Raw genomic sequence first — 24,609 nt, 5'->3', positions numbered from 1 at the left:
CCCGTCGGGCAGCAGGGTCGGGCAATCCATTGCGTCCGCAACCGATCCGGAGAACCGACCGCCATGCATTCGAATCCCTTCCGCCCGCGCAGCGCGCGCCTGCTCGCCGCGCTGGCCTTCGCCACGACGGCCGTTGCCGTGCACGCCGCCGACTGGATCGTGTCCGGCAACGACGGCAAGTACCAGCGCGTCGAGGGGCGCGACACCTATCTGCCGTCCCCGCCCGCGGATACGCTGACGCTTCTCGACGCGAGCATCTTTCCGCCGAAGGTCGCGCTGCAGGTCGACGTCGAGAACGGCATCCAGGGGCCGCCGCAGGCCGTCGCGATCACGCCCGACGCGAAGCTCGCGCTCGTCGGTGCGCCGACGCGCTATGACACGGCCGCGAAGCAGCTCGTGTTCGACACGTTCCTGCAGGTCGTGAATCTCGACACCGCGCCGCCCGCGATTACGCGCGTCGAGCTCGGCACGCATCCGCAAGGGATCGCGATCGACCGCTCGGGCCGGCTCGCGCTCGTCGCCAACGTCGATGGCAGCGTGTCGATCCTGCGCATCGACGGCACGCACGTGACGCTCGACGGCACCCTGAAAATCGGCAAGAAGCGGTTGGCCGGGATCAGCTTCACGCACGACGGCAAGCATGCGCTCGTGTCGCTGCGCGACGAGCAGGGCGTCGCGGTGCTGAACGTCGACGACGGCAACGTGACCGACAGCGGCACGCGCCTGAGCACGGGCGTTGCGCCGTACACGATCGACGTGTCGAGCGACAACCGCTGGGCCGTCGTCAGCAACGTCGGGCTCGCCGGGCTGCCGGGTTACACCGGCACGCTCGCGGGCGACGCCGATTCGGTCGCGTTGATCGACGTATCGCGCGTGCCGTTTCGCACGGTCCAGTATTTGACGGTGCCGTCGCTGCCGGAAGGCGTCGCGATTTCGCCGAACGGCAAGTGGATCGCCGTGCAGGCGATGGACGGCTCGAACCTGACGGCTGACAACCCGGGTCGCCACAAGCTCGGCAGGGTGCTGCTGTTCGAAATCCGCGACGGGCAGGCGGTGAAGGTGAGCGAGGCGCTGGGCGGCGAAGCCGCACAGGGCATCGTGTTTACCGCCGACAGCCGGCACGTGATCGTGCAGTTCAACGTCGAACGGCAGCTTGCGCTGTATGCGGTCGAGGGCGGCAAGCTGCGCGACACGGGCAAGCGGATCGCGCTGACGGCCGGGCCGTCTTCGTTGAGGACGTTGCCGCGCTGACGCGCGTGGCGGGCTCCGTTCGCGGCTTGTCGATCAGCCATGAGATGGCGGAAAACATCATCGAGCGGCTCGGCGAAGCGTTGTCGATCGCGCAAGTCGGCGACGCGCACGCGAGGATGCCAAGGACGGAAGCGCCCGGTACGCCCGCACCGGCTTGCAAGGCCGCGCGGTTACGGACGCAGCAGATCGAACCCGCCGAATACCACGACACCGCTGAGCACGATCATCGCGACGGAGTGCTGGCCGAAGTAGAGAATCGCGGCGGCGAGCCACGTCGTGATGCAGAAGGCGCCGATGCGGGCCATCGTGTGTTCCTCGAATGCGGGATGAAATGAATGTGTGCCGCACGGCGTTCGCCGCTCGAGCAGTGAGCGGGGCACGCACGCAGCCGAACGGAAAAGGCGCTCCGGGAAGCCGCGATGCCGGTGTCGGCACACGTTGCATGCCGGCCCGGAGTCGCAGCCGGCGGCATCGGCGATCGGGCCTGGAAAGAGGACTCCGACATGCGCATCCCGGCCGGCGAAGCGGCGATTTTACCAGCGCCATCGTGCCGCCAATCTGGCCCTTTCGCGATCGATTGCGGTCATCGTCGAGCAATCCAACCGACCCCGATATTCAAGTTTCGTGTGACGAATGCCGTAAACAATTGAAAGGCGATTTCCGCCCCTGTCATTTGGTTTACCGACACGACTCACGGACCGACACGATGCAGATCGATTTCTCCACGACCCCGCGATCGCCGCTCGCGGACAGCGGCGTGACCGCGAACCCGCCCGCCGCGACGTCGTCCACCGGCGGCGCAACGGATGCCGCGAGCGCCACGAGTTCGAGCGGCACCACCGGCACCACCAGCACTACCGGCGCGAAGGATTCGACGGGTGCCGCCGGCGCCACGTCCGGCGCGGCGGGCGCATCGTCGGAAGACCCGGCGGTTGCCCAGTTGAAGGCGCTGATCGAGCGGCTGCAGAAGCAGCTCGCGACATTGGAGCGGCAGATGGCCACCGCGGCCCAGCGCGCGAAGGACGACCCGGTCGCGGCCGTCGAACAGCAGTCGCTGAGTGCGGAAGCCAGCGCGATTTCAGCCGCGCTGGCGACGGCGATCTCGCAACTTGCCGCGGCGCTCGAAAAATCCGGCGGCTCGCCGTCGGGCGGGCTGGTGTCGACGCAAGCCTGAGCGGCGACGGCGGCGTCGGCCGCACGCATTACAATCGCAAGCGCGTCTCCCTCTCGAGGACGACTGAACGATGAATGCGGAATTCGACGACGACGAACTCGTCCGCTTCGACGCGCACGGCGGCACGCCGCTGCCGGCGGCCGATGTCGAAGGATGGCTCGACCACGACGGCGCGCGCATTTGGCACGCGTCGTTCGGCCAGGGGCCGGCGGTCGTGCTGCTGCACGGCGGCCTCGGCCATGGCGGCAACTGGGGCAACCAGGTACCGGCGCTGCGCGCGGCCGGCTACCGCGCGATCGTGATCGACAGCCGCGGCCACGGCCGCAGCACGCGCGACGACCGACCCTACTCGTACGAACGCATGGCATCGGACGTGCTGGCCGTGCTCGACGCGCTGCAGGTCGACCGTGCACGTTTCGTTGGCTGGAGCGACGGCGCATGCATCGCGCTCGTGCTGGCCGCCCGTGCGCCGGAACGCGCGGCCGGCGTGTTCTTCTTCGCGTGCAACATGGATCCGGGCGGCACGAAGGACATGGTGCCGAGCCCGCTGATCGACCGTTGTTTCGCGCGACATCGCAAGGACTATGCGCACCTGTCCGCGACACCGGACCAGTTCGACGCGTTCGTGGCCGCCGTCAGCGAAATGATGCGCACGCAACCGAATTACACCGCGCAGGATCTCGCGGCGATCGCCGTGCCGGTTGCGATCGTGCAGGGCGAGCACGACGAATTCATCCGGCCCGAGCATGCGGCGTACCTCGCGCGAACGATTCCCGGCGCGACGCTGACGATCCTGCCCGGCGTGAGCCATTTTGCGCCGCTGCAGCGGCCCGTGCGGTTCAACGCGGCGATGCTGGCGTTTCTCGACCGGCTGCCGGGGTGATGCGCGCACGGGCCGGCGATGCGCAGGCGTGCGTCGGCCGCGTTTTCGCATGTCGAGCGCCATCGCGCAGGTGACGCGTTGCAGTTGCCGGGCGAGCCGCGTGCCGGCGCGCGAGCGCAGGAATTCGGCGCGCACGCGTTCGCGGGCGATCGGCTGCATGTGCCCGGATTCGATGCCGTCAAACCCGGCCGGTTTTCCTGAAAAAAAACAGGCATGCGCCGCCGACGTCGTCGCGGCCTCGTCCGGCATGTCGCGCACTTCATAAGTTTTTCTTTCGGCTCGCGCAACATATCGTCGATTGTTGGCGACCGGGCGGTAGCGGATAGTCCTGCTTCGACAGGTCGGCCGCCGCCCGCTCCGCGCAGCGCGGCCAGATCTGTTGTCCATGCAACCATCTGGAATCGAAAGGAACCGCACTCATGCGATTCAATGCGACACGCTTCGCCGCGACCCTGTTCGTCGCCGCCTGCGCGACCGCCGCGGCCGGTCGTGCGGCCGCCGTCACGCAGGACGACCTCCACGACACCGTCACCCGCCATATCGCGCCGCTGATGAAGCAGTATGCGATCCCCGGCATGGCGGTCGGCATCGTCGCCGACGGCAAGCCCTACGTGTTCGACTACGGCGTGATGTCGAAGCAAACCGGCAAGCCGGTGACCGGCGACACGCTGTTCGAAATCGGCTCGGTGAGCAAGACGCTGACCGCGACGCTCGCCGCCGACGCGCAGGAGGGCGGCGAACTATCGCTCGCGGACCCCGCGGCCAAATATCTGCCCGAGGTGCAGGGCAAGCCGTTCGGCGTCGTGACGCTGCTTCAGCTCGGCACGCACACGCCCGGCGGGACGCCGCTGCAGGTACCGGACGGCATCCGCGACGACGCGGGCCTGATCCGCTATCTCGGCGCGTGGCGGCCCGACTATGCGCCCGGCACGCACCGCAAGTATTCGAACGTCGCGATCGGCATGCTCGGCTGGCTCACAGCGAAGGCGATGCACCGGGATTTCGCGACGCTGATGGAGCAGCGGCTCTTTCCCGCGCTCGGAATGACGCACACCTACATCGACGTGCCCGACGCACGCATGGCCGACTATGCGCAGGGCTACACGAAGGACGGCAAGCCGACCCGGATGACGCAAGGCATGCTGTGGCAGCAGGCGTACGGCGTGCGGACCACGGCGGCCGACCTGCTGCGCTTCGTGCAGGCGAACATGGGGATGATCCAGACCGCGCCGCGCCTGCAGCGCGCGATCGAACGCACGCACACCGGCTACTTCCGCGCAGGCCCGCTGACGCAGGATTTGATCTGGGAACAGTATCCGTACCCGGTCGCGCTGCCCACGCTGCTCGCGGGCAATGCGCCGAAGATGCTGTTCGATGCGGTGCCGGCCAGCGCGATCCAGCCGCCGCTCGCGCCGAACCCCGCGACCTGGATCAACAAGACGGGTTCGACCGGCGGCTTCAGCACGTATGTCGCGTTCGTTCCCGCGAAGCGGATCGCGATCGTGATGCTCGCGAACGGCAACGTGCCGATCGAGGACCGCGTGAAGGTCGCGTACCGGATCCTCGGATCGCTCGGCGACGGGCGGTAACGCCGCCGCGCGCGCCCGTCGGGAAATGCTTATGATGGCGGGCAATCCGGTGCGCGGCGAGCGACGCACCGGGCGACGGAGGAGAACCGATTGAGCATCGCATGGGACGGAATCACGGGCGCCGACGTGCTCGACGACGCGCAACTGGCGAGCAGGCACGCATTGGCCGATGCGGCGCGCGACGGCGCATGGGCGACACTGATCGAGCGTGTCGCGCAACAGCCCGCGCTCGTCAACGCGACGCGGCCGGGCGGCACGTCGCTATACGCGCCGCTGCATCAGGCCGCGTATGGCGGCGCGCCGCAGGAAGTCGTCGCGGAATTGCTGCGGCTCGGCGCGTGGCGCATGCTGCGGGACGCGCGAGGCGAGCGCGCGGTCGACATTGCCGCGTCGCGCGGGCATCGGCATCTGGTCGCGCTGTTGACGCCGCAGCCGCGGCGCGTCGTGCCCGACGGCACGTTGTGCGCCATCCAGCGTCATTTCCACGACATGATCGGTGGCCGCATCGCGCACCTGCGGGTCGACGCACTGCGTTTTCCCGAACTCGAAACGCTGCTCGAATTCGACGCGCAAGCCGGGCGCATGTGGTTCGCGGTGCCCGGCATGTATGGCGGATTCCGTTACGCGCTGCGTACGGACGGCGATGCCGCGGTGCTCGTGTCCGAGAGCTGGAGCCGCGTGGTCGGCGGCTCGGGCCAGCGGCACGAGATCACGGCCCACGGCTGCACGCTGGTCGAAGAGGGCTTCGTCTGATCCGGCCGATCGTCTCGCCGGGCGCAAGACCGCACCACGTCGAAGTCGCCGAGCCCGTCCCGCATCCTGCCGCGCGCGTCGCGCACACAAGTGCGTCGCGCGGCGGGCCGACCTGCGCGACGCATCGTTCGTCTCGTTTCCGCCGGGTTTCGACGCGCGCAGCGCGATCGAGCGCGTGGTCGTTCAAGCGATAGCCGTGCCGTCCGCTTCGACGACCGCCGGCGCAGCAGCAGCGGCGCCCGCCAGCCGCCGGTAACGCGCGAGCGCCCACAGCGGGAAGTACGCGGTATAGCCGTGATACTTCAGGTAGAAGATGCGCGGAAAGCCCGGCGCATTGTGCGAACGGTGCCACCAGAAGCCGTCTTCCTGCTGCACCGACTGCAGATACGCGATGCCGCGTTTCACCGAATCGGATTCGCAGTCGCCGAACGCCATCTGCGCGAGCAGCGCCCACGCGGTGCAGTTCGACGTGCTTTCGCCGCCGTTCGTGCCGGCCAGCTTCGGGTCGATGTAGCTGTCGTTCGTCTCGCCCCAGCCGCCGTCCGCATGCTGCCGCGCGCGCAGCCAGTCGAGCGCGCGTGCGATATAGGGTTGCGACTTGTCCTCGCCGGCGAGCGCGAGGCCGGCCAGCACGCTCCACGTGCCATACAGGTAGTTCGTGCCCCAGCGGCCCCACCAACTGCCGTCGGGTTGCTGCGTGCGCTTCACGTAGTCGATGCAGCGCGCGAGCGACGCGCGGTCTTCCGCGCGCTTCGTCACGCCGAAGCACAGCAGCACGCGGCCCGATACGTCCTCGGTCGGCGGATCGAGCAGCGCGCCATGATCGGCGAACGGGATCGCGTTCAGGTACATGCGGTCGCAGTCCGCATCGAACGCCGCGAAGCCGCCGTTGCGCGATTGCAGCCCGCGCATCCAGTCGAGCGCGCGCGCGACGCGCGACGCATACGGGTGCGTACCGTCCGCATGGCGGTGCGTACGGCCGCGTCGATCGAGCATCGCGGTGACGACCGCGCTGTCGTCGATGTCCGGGTAATACGGGTTCGCGTACTGGAACGCCCATCCGCCCGGCTCGACGTCGGCCGGGACGTTCTCGACCCAGTCGCCGCGCAGGTCGTTCACCTGCCGCTCGGCCAGCCAGTCGTACGCGCGGGCGATGCGTGCATCGAGTTCGCGCAGCGCGCCGGCCGACTCGCCGGTTTCCGGCGCCGCGACACCGCGCGCCTGCTCGAGCGCCATCGTGCTCCACGCGGTGTCCCACACCGGCGACAGGCACGGCTGGCAATACACACTGCCGTCCGGCCGCGTGACCAGCAGCTTCTCCAGCGCGTTTTCGCAGTCGCGCCGCAGCGGATGGTCGTCCGGGTAGCCGAGCACCTGCATCATCTGATAGCTGTACACGATCGGCGGGAAAATGCCGCCGAGCCCATCCTCGCCGTTCATCCGTTCCGCACACCACGCTTGCGCATGCCGGATCGCGCGCTGCCGCAGGCGCTTCGGTATCAGCGGCTCGATATGGCGGACCGTGCGGTCGAGCGCGAGGAACAGCCGGCGCATGCCGCGCGCGGGCGGGAAGTACCGGCGTTCTTCGTCCGGCGGCGTGACGAACAGTTCGCGGATCGAGACGTTGCGCGGATTGCGCGCCCGCGCCTTCAGCGAGCACAGCACGAGCAGCGGCACCATCGTCGTGCGCGCCCAGTACGCGACCTTGTACATCGAGATCGGCACCCACTTCGGGAACAGCACGAATTCGACCGGCATGAACGGCGTTGCGCGCCACGGCACCTGGCCGAACGTCGCGAGCAGGATGCGCGTGAACACGTTCGAGCGTGCCGCGCCGCCGAGCTTCAGGATCGCGTCGCGCGCGCGGATCATGTGCGGCGCCTGTTCGCTGTCGCCGGCCGCCTTCAGCGCGAAATACGCCTTCACGCTGCACGACACGTCCGGCGCGCCGTCGACGTACAGCGCCCATGCGCCGTGCGTGTCGAGCCGCTGGTTCGCGCGCAGGTAGCGCGCCATCTTCTCTTGGCGCACGTCGTCGATCCGGTCCATGAAATGCATCATCAGGATGTATTCCGCGGTGATCGTCGCGTCGGATTCGAGTTCGAAACACCAGCTGCCGTCGGGCTGCTGAAGGCGCACGAGTGCGTCGCGTCCACGGGCGATGGCAGTGTCGAGCGCGGACCAGGGGGAGGGGGCCGATTTGTTCATGCGGCGGATCATACCATCCAGCCGGAATGTTTATATCGAGACGCGCGGTGCTACCATCCGCACCATGAAAAAACGCCTCGAACCCGCGCCGCGCGACGTGTCCGCGCCCGTCGAACCGGCTGAAACGCCCGCTGCACCGGCGCTTGAAGGATCATCGGCGCCGGCTGCAGCCGCGACCGGCGTGCGGCGAAAAAAAGCACCGGATCAGGTGCGTGCGCAATTGCTGGCGGCCGCGTCGGAGATCGCGACGCATCACGGCGTGGCCGCGTTGACGCTCGACGCGGTGGCCGAGCGCGCCGGCGTGACGAAAGGCGCGCTGCAATATCACTTCGCGAACAAGCAGGGGTTGCTGGACGCGCTGTTCGGGCAGGCGACCGAGCGGTTCGGCGCGCAACTGGCCGCGCGGCTGGCGGCGGATTTCGACGGCGACGGCGCGGCGGCGCGCGCGTATCTGCATGCGGTGCTCGATGCGGCCCATCCGGCCGCGAGTACCGACGTGCTGCGCGTGCTGGTCGCGTCGATGATCACCGAGACGGACACGCGCGCGCGATGGTCGGTGCCGATGCGCGAATGGACGCGGCCCGACCCGGTGCCGCTCGAGCAGGCCGCGACGCTGATGATCTGCCGGCTCGCGGCCGACGGGTTGTGGATTTCGGAATTGCTCGACAGCGTCGACGTATCGGCCGAATTGCGCGCCGAGATCGTTCGGCAACTCGATGCAATGAGCCGGGGCGTGTTTCCGACGTGATGCGCGGCGCGGGAGCGATGTCGTCACGGGCGGGACGCTGTCGATACATCGGCGTCACGGCTCATGCCGATCGTGTGGTGCGTCGATACCCGGCCCTGAGCGCGTCGACCACGAGTTCCATGGCTCGCGACGATTTGTGCCGGCTCGGATAAAAGACGTGGTGCCCGACGAACGTTGGAAACCAGTCCTCCAGCACCCAGCCGAGCCGTCCGGCTTCGACGTGATGCGCGACCAGGTCCTTCGGCACATAGGCGAGCCCGAAGCCGGCAAGCGCCGCGTCGACCATCTGATAGACGTTGTTGAACGTCAACTGCCCTTCGACGCGGACCTGCAAGTCGCGGCGCCCCTTGCTCAACTCCCACGACAGCAGCGCGTTTCTGGTCGGCAGCCGAAGATTGATGCAGTTGTGCCGGGTCAGGTCCTGGGGCGTCTTCGCCGTGGGGCGGGACGCAAGGTAATCGGGAGAACCGATGATCGACATCGTCATGTCCGGCCCGATACGCTGCGCGATCATGTCCTTGGCAATCTGGTCGCCGAGTCGCACGCCGATGTCGTAGCGGCCGGCGACGAGGTCGGTCAGGCCATAGTCGTTCACCAGCTCGACCTTGAGCGCCGGATATCGACGCAGCAGCGGTTGCAGCCGCGGCCACACGTACTCGTTCGCCGCATAGTCGGTCGCGGTGATCCGGACGTTGCCGGCCGGCTGGTCCGTCATCGCGCGCAGCGATTCCAGTTCCGCCTCGATTTCCTGAAAGCGCGGGGCGATCGATGCCAGCAACCGCTCGCCGGCCTCGGTCGGCGACACGCTGCGCGTCGTGCGCGTCAGCAACGGGATGCCCATGCGGGCTTCCAGCGCGCGCACCGTTCGGCTCAACGCCGATTGAGACACGCCGAGCTGCGCGGCCGCACGGGTGAAATTGCGCTCGCGCGCGACGGCCATGAACGCCACCAGATCGTTGAAGTCTTCCATTGATTAATGCGCCACGGCATAGGTTCATGCCGATTTTGCCATCTAGTCGCATGAATCGCGAGTCGTTAAAGTGGGATGGCCGACCGCTGGAGCGATCCATGCGGCACCCTTTTCGATAGAGGAAGACATCATGGAACTGAAGCGCGCGGGCTCGCAGCCCTCGATCAAAGGCCCCGACGAATGGTTCACCGGCACGGTCCGCATCGACCCGCTGAACGCACCGCTGCCGCCGGCGCGCGTATCGTGCGCCAGCGTGACGTTCGAGCCGGGCGCACGCACCGCGTGGCACACCCATCCGCTCGGCCAGACGCTGCTGGTGACTGCCGGCTGCGGCTGGACGCAATGCGACGGCGAGCCGCGCGTCGAGATCCGGGTGGGCGACGTGATCTGGTGCCCGCCCGGCCACAAGCACTGGCACGGCGCGACGTCGACCACCGCGATGACGCATATCGCGATTCAGGAAGCGCTCGATGGCAAGAACGTCAACTGGCTGGACAAGGTGACGGACGAGCAATACCTCGGCAGCGGCGAGCCGCAATGAACGCGCCCGCTGCCGCTGCGTTGGCCTCGATGCCGGCCTGCGTGTCGCTCGCCGCGTCGGCCGACGACACGGCCAGCACGGGCATCGCGGTTGCGCACAGCGGCACGCGATCCTCGAACACGTCACCGATGCGCGGTACGGCGCACGGTGACGATCGCACGCGTCGCCCGTTGCGGCTCGTCGCCGCGACTGGACTGGCCCTGCTCGTCGCCGCGTGCACTCCCATGCAAAGGACCGACACCATGCAGGAACCCTTGTCTTCCCCCGATTTGAAAGCGGTCGCCCCGGCCTTCGAGCGATACACGACGCACACCGTGTTCGACGGCTTGTGGAAGCGGCCGCACCTGTCGCCGCGCGATCGCAGCATCGTGACGCTGTCGGTGCTGATCGCCCGCGGCCAGACCGTCGAGATGTCGCTGCATGTCCGCCTCGCGCTGGATCACGGCGTGAAGCCCGCGGAAATATCGGAAACGATCGCGCACCTGGCCTTTTACGCGGGATGGGCCAACGCGAGCGCCGCGTCGATTGTCGTCAAGCACGTCTATGACGAACGCGGCATCGGCCCCGATCAGCTCGCACCGGCGGACGTCACGCCGCTGCCGCTGAACGAGGCGGCCGAAGCGCAGCGCGCACGGACGGTCGCGGAAAACTTCGGCGCCGTCGCGCCGGGCGTGGTCGAGTACACGACCGACGCGCTGTTTCGCGACTTGTGGCTTCGCCCGGGGCTCGCGCCGCGCGACCGCAGCCTGGTGACGGTGAGTGCGCTCGTCGCCAACGGCCAGGTGGCGCAGATTCCGTATCACCTGAACCGTGCGATGGACAACGGGCTCACGCAGGCCGAGGCATCCGAGACGTTGACTCAACTGGCGTTCTACGCGGGATGGCCGAACGTCTTTTCGGCGATGCCCGTGTTCAAGGACGTATTTTCGCGGCGCGAGGCGTGACGCGTGACGCGCGCGCAACCTGAAGAGAGGAACATCATGACCGACAACATCGATGTCAGTCTATCGTCCGGACGTTGAGGCGCGTTCCGCAATGCTGTACAAGCAACCGGGTTGCCGGATGTGAGCGTGCATCGCAGGCACGGCGCGCTTGACACGGGCGGCTTCGCCACCGCCCGTGCCGAACCGCCGATGAAGCGCCGCCGGTCCTATTGCGCCGAGGTGCGTGTGAACGGCCCGGGAATCCTGCCCGCTTCCTGACGCGCGATCATCCAGCCGGGATAGCAGGGCGGCAACGCGCTCACGGCATCGAGGCGCGCCAGTTCCTCGTCGGTCAGGACGACGTCGACCGCGCCGAGATTGTCGTCGAGCTGGTCGATCCGCTTGGCGCCGATGATGACGCTGGTGACGGCCGGCCGGCCGAGCAACCACGCGAGCGCGATCCGCGCGACCGAGACGCCGTGCGCGCCGGCGATCGCGCGCATCTCCGCCACGCACGGCCAGGCCCGCTCCGGATCGACCGGCGGAAAATCGAAATGACCGCGCCGTGAACCGGCCTCGGTCGACGCGCCGGGACCGAACTTGCCCGACAGCAATCCGCCGGCGAGCGGCGACCAGACGAGCAGCCCCATTCGCTCGTCGACGGCGAGCGGAACCAGTTCGCGCTCCACGTCGCGCCCGGCGATCGAGTAGTAGGCCTGGAGCGTCTCGAAGCGCGTGGCGTGAAGCGCGGCACTCAGGCCGAGCGCCTTGCCGATCTTGCCCGCGCGCCAGTTCGACACGCCGACGTAACGGATCAGCCCCTGCCGCGTGAGATCGTCGAGCGCGCGCAGCGTCTCCTCGATCGGCGTGACGGGGTCGCTCGCGTGAATCTGGTACAGGTCGATATGGTCGACCTGGAGCCGTTCCAGGCTTCGCTGCACCGAATCCATGATGTGACCGCGCGACGCGCCCTGGTCGTTGGGGCCCGCGCCCATCACGCCGGCCGTCTTCGTCGCCAGCACGATCTCGTGGCGCGGGACGCCGAGCTCGCGCAGCGCTTGCCCGACCACGCGTTCGGACTGCCCGAACGAGTAAATATCGGCGGTGTCGATGAAGTTGATGCCGGCGTCGAGCGCACGGGCGATCAGACGGTTCGCGTCGTCCTGGCCGACCGCGCCGATCGCCGCCCACATGCCGGCATCCGCGTTGCCGCCCATCGTCATCGTGCCGAGGCACAGCTCGGAGACGTACAGGCCGGTGCGGCCCAATTGCTTGTATTTCATTGTTGCGCCCTTCGGAATCGGCCGGACACAATACGGGGCGTCGGCCGGTGGCGCCCCGCACGAACGTCGGAATGTCAGTTGGAGCGTGATGTGGCGGCCCGCAACTGCCCGGCAATCGCCGCGACGCGTGCGCCATAGCGGCGCGCCGTTTCGAGGTCGCCCGGCGACATCTCGTCCGGCGACGCATCGGCCGGTGTCTGCGCCATCGGCGCGATGTAGGCGCCCATGCGGTTCAGGTCGTCGCGCGTCGACGCTTTCAGATTGGCCGGCTTGATGTCCATGCTGACCCAGATGCCGCCGTGCTGTGCGGCCAGCAGGAAGAAGTATTCGAGCGTATTGAGCTTGTCGCCGTTGAGGCTTGCGCTATTGGTGAAGCCGCCGAAGATCTTGTTCCGCCATCCGCTTTCGAACCAGACCTTCGACGACGCATCCGCGAACTTCTTGAACTGCCAGCTCGGGCCGCCCATGTAGGTCGGCGAGCCGAACAGGATCGCGTCGGCGTCGGCCAGTGTGGTCCACGCGTCGTCGGCGAGGTTGCCGTCGGCATCGATCGCGACGAGTGCGGCGCCGGCGCCGTCCGCGACGGCGGCGGCCATCCGTTGCGTATGGCCGTAGCCGGAGTGGTAGACGACGACCGTTTTTGTCGGCGGGGCGAGTTGCTCCATGATGGTTTCCTTTCGTTCGGGTTGTCGTTCAGACGACGTGGGAAGCCACTCTACCGAGCCGCAATCGGGTTATAAACGACGACAGATTGAACGCTCCGTTACTTTCCGGATGAACAATGCAGAACCTTGACGCGCTTTTGATTTTTGCCCGTGTCGCCGAAATGGCGAGCTTCACGCGTGCCGCCGAAAGCCTCGGCATTCAGAAAGGGCGGGTATCCACGGTCATCCGTGCGCTCGAACGGGACATGGGTGTCGCACTCCTGCATCGGACCACGAGGCGCGTGCAGCTCACCGAGGACGGCCGCGCGTTCTATGCGCGTGCGACCGATCTGCTCGCCGAAGTGCAGGAATTGCAGTCGATGTTCTCGGGGCGCGGCGCGTCGCTGCGCGGCAGGTTGCGCGTGGACATGCCCACAGAACTCGCGCGCAGCGTCGTGGTGCCGGCGCTACCGCAATTGATGGCCGCGCATCCGGATCTGGAGCTGGAGCTGTCCAGCACCGACCGGCGTGTCGATCTCGTTCGGGAAGGGTTCGATTGCGTGATCCGGCTGGGCCCGATCGTCGACGAGACGCTGATTGCCCGGCCGCTCGGCAGGCTGCGCATGACGAATGCGGCGAGCCCCGCCTATCTCGCGCGGCATGGCGTGCCGCATACGCTCGCCGATCTGCATAGCCAGGGGCACAAGATGATCCACTACACGCTGACGCTCGGCGCGCGGCATCCCGGATGGGAATACCCGGATGGCGACGGCTATGCGTGGTTGCCGTTGCCCAGCGCGATGCAGGTGAACAGCGTGCAGACCTATCACGCGGCGGGGCTGGCGGGCATCGGGCTGATCCAGGCCGGCTATTCGGCGCTCGCGCATCACCTCGAAAGCGGTGCGCTCGTGGAGGTGTTGCCGGACTTGCGTCCCGATCCGCTTGCCGCGTCGCTCGTCGTCGCGCATCGGCGCAATCTGTCGCCGCGCGTGCGGGCTTTCATGGACTGGATCGGGGGCGTATTGAAGCCGTACCTGGATTAGCGGAACGGTTCGACGTGCCGGCGCATGCGGTTCCTACGTTGCGGTCCCTTTGCGTGACGCATACTTGCCGGAATCCACGACCACGGCATCAGCGCGCCGCGTCCCGCGCGTCGTCCAGCAGCCACTCCGCAAACGCCCGCACCGGCGCCGCGCTCAATTCGATCGGCTCGGGCAGCACGAGGCAAAAGTTTTTCGTAATCGCCTTGCCGTCCGGCCAGGGCGCGACCAGCCGCCCTTGTTCGAGCTCCGTCCCGATGTAAAGCCGCGGCACCAGCGCGACGCCGAGGCCGGCCAGCGCGGCCTCGATCAGCATCGAATGAAGATCGTATCGCGGGCCGACCGCCGGATTGGTCAGATCGATGCCGGTTTCCTGCGCATAGCGCTGCCACGCGTCCGGATTCTGCCGCCGGTGCAGGCGAGGCAGCGCATCCAGCGACGGCCTCGCGCCAACACCTTCGACGAGCGCCGGACTGCACACGGGCACCAGCACCTCTTCCAGCAGCGGATGCAGATGCATGCCGGCCCACGCGGGATGTTCGAAATGAATGGCGGCGTCGAACCCGCTGCCGGCCAGCAGGAACGGTTCCATCCGTTCGGCGATGTGCACGGTGACGTTCGGATGGCGCGCCTGAAAGCGCTTCAACCGGGGAATCAGCCAGCGGGTCGCGAAGGTCGGGATCGCGGCGATGTCGATGCTCGCGCCTTCGACGGGCTGCCCCATCAGATACAGGCTGTCCCGTTCCAGCCGGTCAAGAATCTCGCGCACCTGCACCGCGTATCGCGCGCCGTTGGGCGCCAGCCGCACGCGGTTGCCGATGCGCTCGAACAGCGTCACGCCGAGGAACGCCTCCAGCCTGCCGATCTGACGGCTGACGGCGCCTTCGGTGCGCGCCAGCTCGTCGGCGGCGCGGGCGAAGCTGCCGTGTCGGGCCGCCGCGTCGAAGGCCAGGAGCGCGGAATTGCTGGGGATCTTGCGTCGCATCGTGGGTTTTGCCGGTCGGGGTGCGTTCGACGGTCAGCTTGATCAAATGTCACTGAAGGCTGACTTTAAGTCGATATCTGTGGGGAAAACAGCAGATTAGCATTACGTCACTGCACTGAATATCCCGTATTCGAGATGCAGGATGCTCACTCGTCACGAAGGACGAACCGATGATCTATACCGTCGAATGCAGCTTCGCCGACGCTGCCAGCGAAGCCGAATGGAACGATTTCTACAGCGACGACAAGCTGCCGGCCCTCATCTCGGTCGCCGGCTTTCACACGTCGCAGCGCTTCAGGGCGATAAGCGACGGCTGCCCCGTTTATCTCGCCGTTCACACGATCGACGGTCTCGACGTGCTGACCGGCGATGAATATCGACGCAAAGGCGGCGGCAATTTCGCGCGGTGGCAGCAGCACATCACCGACTGGCACCGCAATCTCTACAGCGATATCGGTCGCGCGCCGGCGGTCGATGCCGACGAGCTGCTCGCGCTGAGCGCCAGCGGCCCCGGCCCGCTGATCGAACTGGGCCTGAAGCCGCTGGCCATGGAGGCCGTTGCGCTGGAGCAATTTCCGGCGCGCCGCTGGCTCGCGGTCCTCCCCCGGAGCGATGCCCCGCTCGACGACGACGTGCCGGCCGGCCTTGACCTGTACGAACCGATGACGGTGCAACTGACGAAGAGGCGGGGCGATGCCTAACGTGACTTTCCATATCGACGCGGAACGCATGCCGCCCGACGCGCGCCTCGCCGAACTTTCCGGCGACTGCATCGAACTCTGTACGCGTGTCCTTCAGGCAGAAGTCAGGAACGTCCACGTCATTTACGTGGCGGTTCGGCACGGATGCGGGCATCCCGTTTTCGCGGAAATCCGGTATCGCGTGGAATCGTTTCGTCCGCCCGCGGTCATGGACGCGTTCATGGAAGCGCTGGATCGCGCCGTCGTTCGCCGCACGGGGCTGACGGCGCGCATCCGCTGTTTCGGTCATGCCGTGCCGAACCTTCACGCGCGAAACTAGCCGCTCCGGAGCAGCATGATGTCCAACGTTACGTTTCCCTGTCAGCGTGTCGGGGATTTCACGATCACCGCGATCAGCGACGGCTACCTCACGGCCAGCCTCGATTTCCTGTCGAATATCGACGTGGCCGACGCCGCCGGCATGCAGCACGCGGCCGGGGAGCAGGCGCCGTCCGCCGTGCATATCAACTGCTACGTCGTGCGCGGCGCGGGCCGCACGATTCTCGTCGATGCAGGGGCCGGCGGCATCAGGCAATGGGGCGGCCGTCTGCAGGACAACTTACGGTTGGCCGGCATCGATCCGGGCGCGGTCGACACCGTCCTGCTCACGCACGCCCATCCCGACCACATTGGCGGGCTGACGAATGCCGCCGGACACGTTGCGTTTCCGAATGCGGAGCTGCTCGCGCATCGTCGCGAGGTCGCGTTCTGGCGCGACGACGGCAATCTGAGCCGCGCCAGCGAGCGCGCCCGCGGCAATTTCCGGATCGCGCGTCAGGCATTCGACGCTTACGGCGACGCGCTTCGGACCTTCGACGCAGGCGAGGTGCTGCCCGGAATCGCTGCCATCCCGCTCCCGGGGCATACCGACGGACATACCGGCTATGTGCTCGAATCCGGCGATCGGGGCCTGCTCGTGTGGGGCGACATCGTGCATTTCCCGCACATCCAGATCAAGCGGCCGGACGTCTCGATTGCGTTCGACCAGGATGCGTCGCAGGCGGCGACGACGCGTGCACGGCTGCTCGACCGGGCCAGCTCGGAAGGGCTGCTGATCGCCGGCATGCATCTGGGGGAACCCGGGTTCGCGCGAATCGGGCGAACCAACGGCGAATACCGCCTCATTTACGAGACCGACGCGTGAAGCGATGCACGGAAACGTTCGCGGTCGATACCGCGCGCCCGCTTTGCAGGCTGCCGTTCGAGGAGGACAATCCAGCCTGAAATCTCGTCGGAGGTCGCACATCATGGCTTCGTTCCAACCCGATGGATGGCATACCGTCACGCCGCGGATCGTCGTGCCGGATCCGCGCAACCTGGTCGCCTTCATCCGCACGGTGTTCGACGCGGAAGGCGAATGCCGTACCGGTTTGCCTGCCGAAATCCGGATCGGCGACTCCGTCGTAATGGTCAGCGGCGGAGACGGCCTGCGCGATCCGATGCCGGCGTTTCTGTACGTGTATGTCCAGGACACCGACGCCGCCTATCGACGGGCGCTCGCGGCGCAAGCGATTCCGCTCGAAGCGCCCGCCGACGTGCCGTACGGCGACCGGCGGGCGATGGTGAGGGACCCGTGGGGAAACGTCTGGCAGATCGCCACGCACCAGCGTGACCTGTCGGCCGACGAGATTCGCGCGAGGCTCGGCGACGGCGGCTAGTCGCGCTACCTCGGTTCTCCCTCTGTCGCAATCGTCAAGATTCGCGTCGCATGCGGATAAAAGCCGCCCGTTCCCCGCGTCGTTAACCCGTTCGCAGCCCCGCGCCCGGTATTGCGCCACGGCGCGCGTCGTTCGTGTTCCGGAATTCACCTCCGCCGCTGGCCGTGCCCGGCCGGCTCAAGGGAACGTCATGCGAAAACAACTCACTATCCGTGGTGGACTCGTCGCGACCATCGCCGGTTATACCGTGCTGCTCGTGCTGGTGGTCGGCGCCTGCATCGCGGCCCTCTACATCGGCAACGGCTCGCTCGAGGCGATGTACCGCGACGACACCGCGTCGCTGCTGCACCTGAAGACCAGCTCCGAGCGGATGCTGGTGCTGCGCGAACGCATGAGCGACGTCGCGCAGATCATCAGCGCCGGCCAGCCCGCGAAGGCGGAAGTCGCGCAGCTTCACGCGCTGCTCAAGCAGAGCAACGACGAACTGGAGGCGTACACACGCCTGCATGCGCGCGACGCCGGCGAGCAGGCACTGTTCGACACGTTGCAGGAGCGCCGGCGCACGCTGCTCGACCGGGTGTTCCTGAAGGCGCTGTCGCAGCTCGACGGCGACGACGCATTCAACTTCCTCGACACGCAGCGCACCGCGCCGCCGGCGTTGTTCGCGGCCTACCAGACGGCGATCGACGCGCTCGAGTCGTTTCAGGTCACGCGCCAGAAGGCTCGCTACGATGCGGCCGGCATGCATTTCCACCGGATCGTGTGGGGGATGGGGGCGGTCGCGGTGCTGGCGCTCGTCGTCGGGTTCGTGGCCCAGCGCGTGCTCGCGAAGGCGATCATCGAGCCGATCAACGTCGCGGTCGAGCAGTTCGAAAAGATCGCGAAAGGCGACCTGACCGGCGCGGTCGTCGTCCCGGGCGAGAATGAAATGGCGTATCTGCTGAATGCGCTGAAGCGGATGCAGGACGGCCTCGTCGATACGGTGAGCCAGGTGCGCGCGAGCACCGAGACGATCGTCGGCGACGTGCGCACGATCGCGAGCGGCAACGTCGACCTGTCCACGCGTACCGAGCAGCAGGCCGTGTCGCTGCAGCAGGCGGCCGCGAGCGTCGAGCAACTGACGGCGGCCGTGCGCCAGAACGCGGACAACGCGCGCGACGCGCGCACGTACGTCGAGGGCGCGGCCGGCATCGCATCGCGCGGCGGCGAAGCGATGCAGCGCGTCGTCGAGACGATGTCGGAGATTTCGCACAGCTCCACGCGCATCTCCGGCATCGTCGGCGTGATCGAGAGCATTGCGTTTCAGACGAACATCCTCGCGTTGAACGCCGCCGTCGAAGCTGCGCGTGCGGGCGAGCAGGGGCGCGGGTTCGCGGTCGTCGCCACCGAGGTGCGCGGGCTCGCACAGCGCTGTGCCGCGGCGGCGAAGGAAATTCGCGACCTGATCGGCCAATCCGCGCGACGCGTCGAAGACGGCAGCGGCCTCGTCGCGCGGGCCGGCTCGGCGATGGCCGAGCTCGTCGCGGCGGTCGAGCGGGTGAACGCGATCATGGGCGAAACCAGCCAGGCATTCGACGAGCAGTCGTCGGGCATCGAGCAGGTGAACGCCGCGGTGATCCAGATGGAGCAGACGATGCAGCGCAATGCCGCGCTGGTCGAGGAAGCGGCGGCCGCGGCGCTGTCGCTCGACGAACAGGGCGCGCGGTTGAGCGCGGCGGTTGCGCAGTTCCGTCTGCGCGACGCGGCGCTCGCGTGACGTGCGCGCTTATTGCGGCGCGTCCGGCAACGCGTAGTCGAAGCGGTACGCATGCAGGCCGTCGTCGATGTCGATGCGCATCGCGCCGGACAGGCCGAGCAGTTCGTCCGTTCCGGAATCGGGCACGACCGTGATCGACTGCGTCGGCTGCCCGCGCGTCATGGTGGAGCTGTGCTGCAGGACGAAGCTGCCCTTGCGTCCGCCGAGCACGCCTTCGACGGTTTCCATCGCCACGTAGCCGGCCGACCCCTGAACGCTGCTGCGAAACGCGAGCATTTCTCCGTGGCTGACGGCTTCCAGATCGCCGTGAAAATGCTTGTCCAGCGACAGGCGGCCGAGTCCGCTGTTCTCCGCGACGCGACTCAAGGGTTCCGGATTCAGCTTCACTTCGAACGGACCGCTGGCCTGCAGTTTCATGACTGTTTTCCTCGTCGAATGGGCAGTCGACACTATAAGCGAACGCCGTCGACGGTGGGCCGATCGCGGTGCGTCAGTCGCCGTCCTTCGCGAGCCCGATTGACCGCGCCCGCCGGCCGCATGATCCGGCGACGAAACCGCTGCGGCCATCGGGCCGCGCCACCGCCGTCCGACATATTCCTCTACTCGTCACCTTGACCTTGAAGCCGACTTGAAGCTTAGAGTGCTTGCTGGCGGCAGCGGCAGGCTTCGGATCTCGCGTGCCGCGGTCTAACGATACGGATACGTGCGACGTGCGCGCACGGAAGGAGTCGTCCATGCCCCAACCGACCTACGATCTCGTCGTATTCGGCGCCACCAGTTTCGTCGGGCAGATCCTGACCCGTTACCTGTCCGATTATCTGTCCGGCGCGGCCGCCGGTGCCGGCGACACGCTGCGCTCGGCGATTGCGGGCCGGTCCGACGCGAAGCTCAGGCAGGTCCGGGATACGCTCGGCGCGGCCGGGCAATCCGTGCCGATCATCGTTGCCGACGCGGCCGACGAAACGCAGCTGCGGGCGCTGTGCGCGCAAACGCGGGTGGTCGTGTCCACCGTCGGCCCTTACGCGCTGTACGGAGAGCCGCTGGTCCGGGTCTGCGCGCAAACCGGCACCGACTACTGCGACCTCACCGGCGAGACGCAGTGGATCCGGCGGATGATCGACAGGTACGAGCCCGCGGCCCGGCAATCGGGCGCGCGGATCGTGCATTGCTGCGGCTTCGATTCGGTGCCGTCGGACATGGGCGTCTTCTTCCTGCAGCAGCAGGCGCGGCGACAGTGGGGCGAACCGGCCGCGCACGTGAAGATGCGCGTCAAGACGTTGAAGGGCGGTGCGTCGGGCGGCACCGTGGCCAGCGTGATCAACGTCGTGCGCGAAGCGGCGGCCGATCCGGCATTGCGTCGGGAGCTGCTCGATCCTTATTCGTTGTGTCCGCAACGGCATGGTTTCACGGTGCGGCAGCATGCGGTCCGGTCCGCCGAATTCGATCGCGACTGCGATACGTGGATCGCGCCGTTCGTGATGGCGGCGATCAACGAGCGCGTCGTTCACCGCTCCAATGCGCTGGCGGACGATGCGTACGGCAACCGCTTCACCTACGACGAAGCCGTGATGACGGGCACGGGCCTGAAGGGGCGCATGATCGCGCTGGCAATGGTGGCGGGCCTCGGCGCATTCATGGTCGGCGTCCTCGTCGGGCCGGTGCGCGGCCTGATGGCGCGCTTCCTGCTGCCGAAGCCGGGCGAGGGGCCGAGCATCGACGCCCAACAGGCCGGCCGCTACGATTTGCGCTTCTTCGGTCGCGCCGACGACGGGCGTACCTTGCGCGTGAAAGTCACCGGCGATCGCGATCCCGGCTACGGCTCCACCGGCAAGATGCTCGGTCAGGCCGCGATCGGTCTCGCGCTCGATTGCAGCCGCGACGGCGTGAAGACCGGGCGCGGCGGCGGTTTCTGGACGCCGGCGACGATGTTCGACGAACGCTATATCGAGCGTCTGGTTCGCCATGCCGGGTTGCGTTTCGAGGTGATTCGACCGTAGTTCGCGTCAGCCATTCGAGCCGGGCGTCGTCGTCGTGGACGCTCGGCGGCGACGCGCGCGGCTATCCTTGCCCGCGCCCGTACGGGCAGCCGTCTCGTCCAGAATCGTCGCGGCGAATTCGGCCGCCGCGGGCATCCGCGCGTCGTGCATCATCACGAATTCCATCTCCGGCAGCGCCGGCAAACCTTCGGCCAAGCCCAATTCGCGGAGCGTGTCGTCGATCGCGCTGCGCGGCACGGGCGCGATCGCGATGCCGGCCCGTGCGAAGGTCCGGATACCGGTCACGCTCGGGCTTTCGCACGCGATCCGGTAGCGCATGCCGGCCAGTGTGAGCGCCTTGATGGCGGCGCCGCGGTACGGGCACGGATCGGGGAAGCACGCGAGCGGCACGTCGCCTTCCGGAAGCGGCTCGTGGCGCGCGAACGCCCAGGCGAGCGGCTCTCGCCACAACGTCGCGCCGTGGCCCGAGTGCGAACACCGGCTGCCGATCACGAGATCGAATTCGCCGTTGGCGTGCCGTCGAAACAGGCTGTCGCCGATGTCGACGACCAGATCCAGCCGCAGGCCGCGCCGCGCGGCGCCGTGGCGGCGCATCAAATCCGCAAGCCAGCCGCCTGCGAAGTCCTCCGACACGCCGATCCGCAGCTTGACGTCGACGGCGTCACCCGTTCCCAGCCTGGCCCGTGCTTCCTCGCTCAGGTTGAGCATCGCCCGCGCGTAGCCGAGCAGCGTCTCGCCATGCACGGTCAGCGTCACGCTGCGCGTATTGCGAACGAGCAGCGCCTGCCCGACCTGGTCTTCGAGGCGAACGATCTGCGCGCTGACCGCGGACTGGCTGAGGTTCAGCCGCCGCCCGGCGCGGGTGAAGCTGTGCACGTCGGCAACCGCAACGAAGGTATGAAGCAGCGCCGTGTCGAGAGGAGGATTCATTCATCACCGATCCGGGTTAATTCGATCAATTAATATCGTTTCCGGATTATAGGCCGGCCGGATAGGCTGTGAAGCGCGGTGGGCGTGCGCGCATCGGGCGCGCCGTCGTCACCCTTGGCAAGGACCGGCGCCATGACACGCGTGCTCTATATCGAAGGCTCACCCAACAAGGCTCATTCGGCGTCCATCGAGGTGTGCGATGCGTTTCTCGACGCGTACCGGCATGCCCATCCCGATCACGAGATCCGCACGCTCGATATCTGGGATCTGCCGATGCCCGAATTCGACGGCGCCGCGCTGGCCGCGAAATATGCTGGGCTGGGCGGCACAGCGTTGACGCCGGAGCAAGCGGCGGCGTGGCAGCAGATCGAACGGCTCGCGGCGCCGTTTCACGAAGCGGACAAATTCCTGTTCGGCGTGCCGCTGTGGAATTTCAGTATTCCGTACAAGCTCAAGCACCTGATCGACGTGATCTCGCAGAAGGACGTGTTGTTCACGTTCGACGCAGCCGGGTTTGCCGGCAAGCTGGCCGGCAAAAAGGCGGCGGTGGTCTACGCACGCGGGCTCGCCTACCAGTCGCCGGGGTCGTTTACGCCGGCCGCCGAGTTCGATCTGCAGCGCCCTTACATGGAAACGTGGCTCAAGTTCGTGGGCGTGACGGACGTTACCGGAATCGTCGTCGAGCGCACGTTGTTCGGTGCGGACGGGAAGGTCGATCGGCGCCGGGCGATCGACGACGCACGGGCGATCGCGCGGACGTTCTGACGTGTCGGCGCCGCGCATCCGGCGCGGGTCGTGTCAGCGCCCGCCCCGGGCGATGGCGAGTGCGACGCCGAAGCCCACCAGCAGGCATCCGAACGTACGATCGATCCAGTGCCGCAGCGACAGCAGGCGATCGCGGACAGCCGTGGCCGAGAAACAGCAGGCCACGAGGCTGAACCAGCCGGCATGGGCGGCCGCGATGAACGCGCCGTAGCCGATCTGCACGATCAACGGCGTGTCGGGCCGGACTGCCTGCATGAACAGGCTGACGATGAACACCGTGGTTTTGGGATTCAGCGCATTGGTCAGAAAGCCCGTGCGCAGCGCGGCGAGATCGGACAGCGGCGTCACGGTGGCATCGGCTTGCACGCCGCCGGCTTTCGTCATGAGCATCCTTGCGCCGAGGTAGACCAGGTAGATCGCGCCGATCAGCTTGACGGTATCGAAGAGCCACGCCGACTGACGAATCAGCAGCCCGACGCCCAGCAGCGTGTAGCTCACGTGGACGATGACGCCGAGTCCGATCCCGCATGCGGTGAGTACGCCGGAACGACGCGACAGCATCAGGCTGTTGCGCGTGACCATCGCGAAGTCCGGCCCCGGGCTGATGACGGCCAGCAGCGTGATGGTGACTACGACTATCAATTCGGTCATCGTGTCGCTCCTGCGGTGGATGTCTTGATGGCACAATCCTATCGATCGTGCTTCATCAGGAAAAACGATGATTTCTGACCAGAATGGTGAGTTTGAATCACAATCGGTCCGTGCCGGCCTGCCGTCGCTGATGGCGCTGCGTTGTTTCGAGGCGGCGGCGCGTCACGAGCATTTCAGCCGCGCGGCCGACGAGCTGTGCCTGACCCATGGCGCGGTCAGTCGCGCGGTGCGTCTGCTCGAGGACGATCTGGGCGTGGCGCTGTTCGAGCGGCGCAGCCGTCGCGTGTTCCTGACCGAGGCGGGCCGCACCCTCGCCCAGGCCGTTCGTGACGGCCTGGGCCTGATGCGTCACGCCGCTCACGCCTTGCGTACCGACGCCGCCCGTGCGCGGCGTTCGGTCCTGTCGTGCGAGCCGACGCTCCTGATGCGCTGGCTGATGCCGCGCTGGCCGGATTTCCAGGCGCGGCATGCGGGCGTCGACATCCATCTGGCCGCCGCGGGCGGCCCGTTCTCGTTCGACAGCGGTATCGACATGGCGATTCGTCGCAACGATTTCGCGTGGCCGGCGGCGTATCACGCCGAGCATCTGTTCGCCGAACGCGTGGGGCCGGTTTGCCGGCCGGACAAGGTCGGTGCGTGGTTTGCGTCGCGTCGCGGTGCCCGCGCGTTGAAGCCCGACGCTGTGCGACTGCATACACGCACCCGGCCGGACGCATGGAATGCCTGGGCGGCGGCGGCGAATCAACCGGCCGCGAACGGGCGCGGGCAGCGGTTCGATCATTTCTACTTCAGTCTGCAGGCGGCCGTCGCGGGGCTGGGAGTCGCGATCGGACCGTGGCACCTGGTGCGCGACGACATCGAAAGCGGTGTGCTGGTTGCGCCGATGGGGTTCGTCGAGGATGGATCGGATTACTACCTGTTGACGCCGACGCCGGCGATGGACGGGAGCGCGCACGCGGCGTTGCTCGGATGGTTGAGGGCGATGGTCTGACGACGGCTGTCGGGCGCGCTTTCGAATGACCGGCCAAGCGCGTGCCCGGATGTGCGACGCACCAAGCGATCCCGCGCGCCGCGAAGGCCGGTACCTCATCGGCGCTCGCATCGATATCGACGCTCCCGG

General features: G+C 67.4%; 26 protein-coding genes. 18 read left to right on the top strand and 8 right to left on the bottom strand.

Annotated features, from left to right (window positions below; all coding sequences use genetic code 11):
• Window positions 1-63: 63 nt before the first annotated feature.
• The 6 genes from WT53_RS09015 (at window position 64) to WT53_RS08990 (ending at window position 5,650) form a co-directional block, all read left to right on the top strand.
• The gene (locus WT53_RS09015; RefSeq protein ID WP_060259335.1) at window positions 64-1,251 is read left to right on the top strand and encodes a beta-propeller fold lactonase family protein; all 1,188 of its coding nucleotides are present in this window, start codon (window positions 64-66) and stop codon (window positions 1,249-1,251) included.
• Window positions 1,252-1,277: 26 nt separating this feature from the next.
• A complete protein-coding gene (locus WT53_RS33820) occupies window positions 1,278-1,586 on the top strand; it encodes a hypothetical protein (protein WP_179949000.1) in 309 nt (102 codons plus the stop codon).
• 371 nt (window positions 1,587-1,957) lie between these two features.
• Entirely contained in the window at window positions 1,958-2,425 is a 468-nt protein-coding gene (locus tag WT53_RS09010) for a hypothetical protein (RefSeq protein WP_060259332.1), read from the top strand.
• 70 nt (window positions 2,426-2,495) lie between these two features.
• Window positions 2,496-3,308: an alpha/beta fold hydrolase gene (locus WT53_RS09005; protein ID WP_060259328.1), complete on the top strand. Its 813-nt coding sequence runs from the start codon at window positions 2,496-2,498 to the stop codon at window positions 3,306-3,308.
• A gap of 419 nt (window positions 3,309-3,727) precedes the next feature.
• Window positions 3,728-4,897, top strand: coding sequence for a class C beta-lactamase (gene ampC, locus WT53_RS08995; protein ID WP_059781884.1), 1,170 nt, complete (start codon window positions 3,728-3,730; stop codon window positions 4,895-4,897).
• A 90-nt stretch (window positions 4,898-4,987) separates the two neighbouring features.
• On the top strand, window positions 4,988-5,650 hold the full coding sequence (locus WT53_RS08990; RefSeq protein ID WP_034208927.1) for an ankyrin repeat domain-containing protein: 663 nt from the start codon (window positions 4,988-4,990) through the stop codon (window positions 5,648-5,650).
• 183 nt (window positions 5,651-5,833) lie between these two features.
• Here the strand turns inward: WT53_RS08990 and shc are convergent, their stop codons facing one another.
• Window positions 5,834-7,870 (bottom strand): squalene--hopene cyclase, encoded by a 2,037-nt coding sequence (shc, locus tag WT53_RS08985; RefSeq protein ID WP_060259325.1) that lies wholly within the window; start codon window positions 7,868-7,870, stop codon window positions 5,834-5,836.
• A 52-nt stretch (window positions 7,871-7,922) separates the two neighbouring features.
• Between shc and WT53_RS08980 the strand changes: the two genes are divergently transcribed.
• The gene (locus tag WT53_RS08980) at window positions 7,923-8,606 is read left to right on the top strand and encodes a TetR/AcrR family transcriptional regulator (RefSeq protein WP_060259323.1); all 684 of its coding nucleotides are present in this window, start codon (window positions 7,923-7,925) and stop codon (window positions 8,604-8,606) included.
• A 61-nt stretch (window positions 8,607-8,667) separates the two neighbouring features.
• On the opposite strand, the gene WT53_RS08975 is transcribed toward WT53_RS08980, so the two are convergent.
• Window positions 8,668-9,576 (bottom strand): LysR family transcriptional regulator, encoded by a 909-nt coding sequence (locus WT53_RS08975; protein WP_059781879.1) that lies wholly within the window; start codon window positions 9,574-9,576, stop codon window positions 8,668-8,670.
• Window positions 9,577-9,706: 130 nt separating this feature from the next.
• Between WT53_RS08975 and WT53_RS08970 the strand changes: the two genes are divergently transcribed.
• Window positions 9,707-10,117, top strand: coding sequence for a cupin domain-containing protein (locus WT53_RS08970; protein WP_059826834.1), 411 nt, complete (start codon window positions 9,707-9,709; stop codon window positions 10,115-10,117).
• 242 nt (window positions 10,118-10,359) lie between these two features.
• A complete protein-coding gene (locus tag WT53_RS08965) occupies window positions 10,360-11,061 on the top strand; it encodes a carboxymuconolactone decarboxylase family protein (protein ID WP_373558442.1) in 702 nt (233 codons plus the stop codon).
• A gap of 206 nt (window positions 11,062-11,267) precedes the next feature.
• Here WT53_RS08965 and WT53_RS08960 read toward each other — a convergent pair whose 3' ends face one another.
• Together WT53_RS08960 and WT53_RS08955 are read right to left on the bottom strand one after the other, a co-directional pair.
• Window positions 11,268-12,323, bottom strand: coding sequence for an aldo/keto reductase (locus WT53_RS08960; protein ID WP_060259319.1), 1,056 nt, complete (start codon window positions 12,321-12,323; stop codon window positions 11,268-11,270).
• A gap of 74 nt (window positions 12,324-12,397) precedes the next feature.
• Entirely contained in the window at window positions 12,398-12,988 is a 591-nt protein-coding gene (locus WT53_RS08955) for a flavodoxin family protein (protein ID WP_060259314.1), read from the bottom strand.
• Between the two features lie 116 nt (window positions 12,989-13,104).
• Here WT53_RS08955 and WT53_RS08950 point away from each other — a divergent pair, with 116 nt between their 5' ends.
• Window positions 13,105-14,010 (top strand): LysR family transcriptional regulator, encoded by a 906-nt coding sequence (locus WT53_RS08950; protein WP_060259310.1) that lies wholly within the window; start codon window positions 13,105-13,107, stop codon window positions 14,008-14,010.
• Between the two features lie 88 nt (window positions 14,011-14,098).
• Here the strand turns inward: WT53_RS08950 and WT53_RS08945 are convergent, their stop codons facing one another.
• Window positions 14,099-14,992 carry a LysR substrate-binding domain-containing protein gene (locus WT53_RS08945; RefSeq protein WP_060259306.1) on the bottom strand — a complete coding sequence of 298 codons (894 nt, stop codon included), beginning with the start codon at window positions 14,990-14,992 and terminating at the stop codon, window positions 14,099-14,101.
• 170 nt (window positions 14,993-15,162) lie between these two features.
• Here WT53_RS08945 and WT53_RS08940 point away from each other — a divergent pair, with 170 nt between their 5' ends.
• The 5 genes from WT53_RS08940 (at window position 15,163) to WT53_RS08920 (ending at window position 19,146) form a co-directional block, all read left to right on the top strand.
• Complete coding sequence (locus WT53_RS08940; protein ID WP_034208936.1) at window positions 15,163-15,693, top strand: hypothetical protein; 531 nt, start codon at window positions 15,163-15,165, stop codon at window positions 15,691-15,693.
• Complete coding sequence (locus tag WT53_RS08935; protein ID WP_034208937.1) at window positions 15,686-16,012, top strand: hypothetical protein; 327 nt, start codon at window positions 15,686-15,688, stop codon at window positions 16,010-16,012. The genes WT53_RS08940 and WT53_RS08935 overlap by 8 nt, the downstream gene beginning before the upstream one ends.
• A gap of 18 nt (window positions 16,013-16,030) precedes the next feature.
• Window positions 16,031-16,876 (top strand): MBL fold metallo-hydrolase, encoded by an 846-nt coding sequence (locus tag WT53_RS08930; protein WP_060259421.1) that lies wholly within the window; start codon window positions 16,031-16,033, stop codon window positions 16,874-16,876.
• Between the two features lie 4 nt (window positions 16,877-16,880).
• Entirely contained in the window at window positions 16,881-17,390 is a 510-nt protein-coding gene (locus WT53_RS08925) for a VOC family protein (protein ID WP_257127822.1), read from the top strand.
• 190 nt (window positions 17,391-17,580) lie between these two features.
• Window positions 17,581-19,146: a methyl-accepting chemotaxis protein gene (locus tag WT53_RS08920; RefSeq protein ID WP_060259302.1), complete on the top strand. Its 1,566-nt coding sequence runs from the start codon at window positions 17,581-17,583 to the stop codon at window positions 19,144-19,146.
• A gap of 9 nt (window positions 19,147-19,155) precedes the next feature.
• On the opposite strand, the gene WT53_RS08915 is transcribed toward WT53_RS08920, so the two are convergent.
• On the bottom strand, window positions 19,156-19,563 hold the full coding sequence (locus WT53_RS08915; RefSeq protein WP_060259299.1) for a DUF3224 domain-containing protein: 408 nt from the start codon (window positions 19,561-19,563) through the stop codon (window positions 19,156-19,158).
• Between the two features lie 317 nt (window positions 19,564-19,880).
• Between WT53_RS08915 and WT53_RS08910 the strand changes: the two genes are divergently transcribed.
• Window positions 19,881-21,143, top strand: a complete 1,263-nt coding sequence (locus WT53_RS08910) for a trans-acting enoyl reductase family protein (protein WP_060259297.1) — start codon at window positions 19,881-19,883, stop codon at window positions 21,141-21,143.
• A 6-nt stretch (window positions 21,144-21,149) separates the two neighbouring features.
• Here WT53_RS08910 and WT53_RS08905 read toward each other — a convergent pair whose 3' ends face one another.
• Complete coding sequence (locus WT53_RS08905) at window positions 21,150-22,073, bottom strand: LysR substrate-binding domain-containing protein (RefSeq protein WP_060259295.1); 924 nt, start codon at window positions 22,071-22,073, stop codon at window positions 21,150-21,152.
• A 132-nt stretch (window positions 22,074-22,205) separates the two neighbouring features.
• On the opposite strand from WT53_RS08905, the gene WT53_RS08900 reads away from it, so the two are divergent.
• On the top strand, window positions 22,206-22,838 hold the full coding sequence (locus tag WT53_RS08900; protein WP_060259292.1) for an FMN-dependent NADH-azoreductase: 633 nt from the start codon (window positions 22,206-22,208) through the stop codon (window positions 22,836-22,838).
• A 33-nt stretch (window positions 22,839-22,871) separates the two neighbouring features.
• Here WT53_RS08900 and WT53_RS08895 read toward each other — a convergent pair whose 3' ends face one another.
• A complete protein-coding gene (locus WT53_RS08895) occupies window positions 22,872-23,489 on the bottom strand; it encodes a LysE family translocator (RefSeq protein ID WP_060259290.1) in 618 nt (205 codons plus the stop codon).
• A 67-nt stretch (window positions 23,490-23,556) separates the two neighbouring features.
• Between WT53_RS08895 and WT53_RS08890 the strand changes: the two genes are divergently transcribed.
• Window positions 23,557-24,480: a LysR family transcriptional regulator gene (locus WT53_RS08890; RefSeq protein ID WP_060259287.1), complete on the top strand. Its 924-nt coding sequence runs from the start codon at window positions 23,557-23,559 to the stop codon at window positions 24,478-24,480.
• Window positions 24,481-24,609 lie beyond the last annotated feature (129 nt).

Source organism: Burkholderia sp. MSMB2157WGS (assembly GCF_001532755.1).
Taxonomy (GTDB): domain Bacteria; phylum Pseudomonadota; class Gammaproteobacteria; order Burkholderiales; family Burkholderiaceae; genus Burkholderia.
Note: the sequence above shows the minus strand (reverse complement) of the source record. Positions and strands in the feature narration are given on the sequence as shown.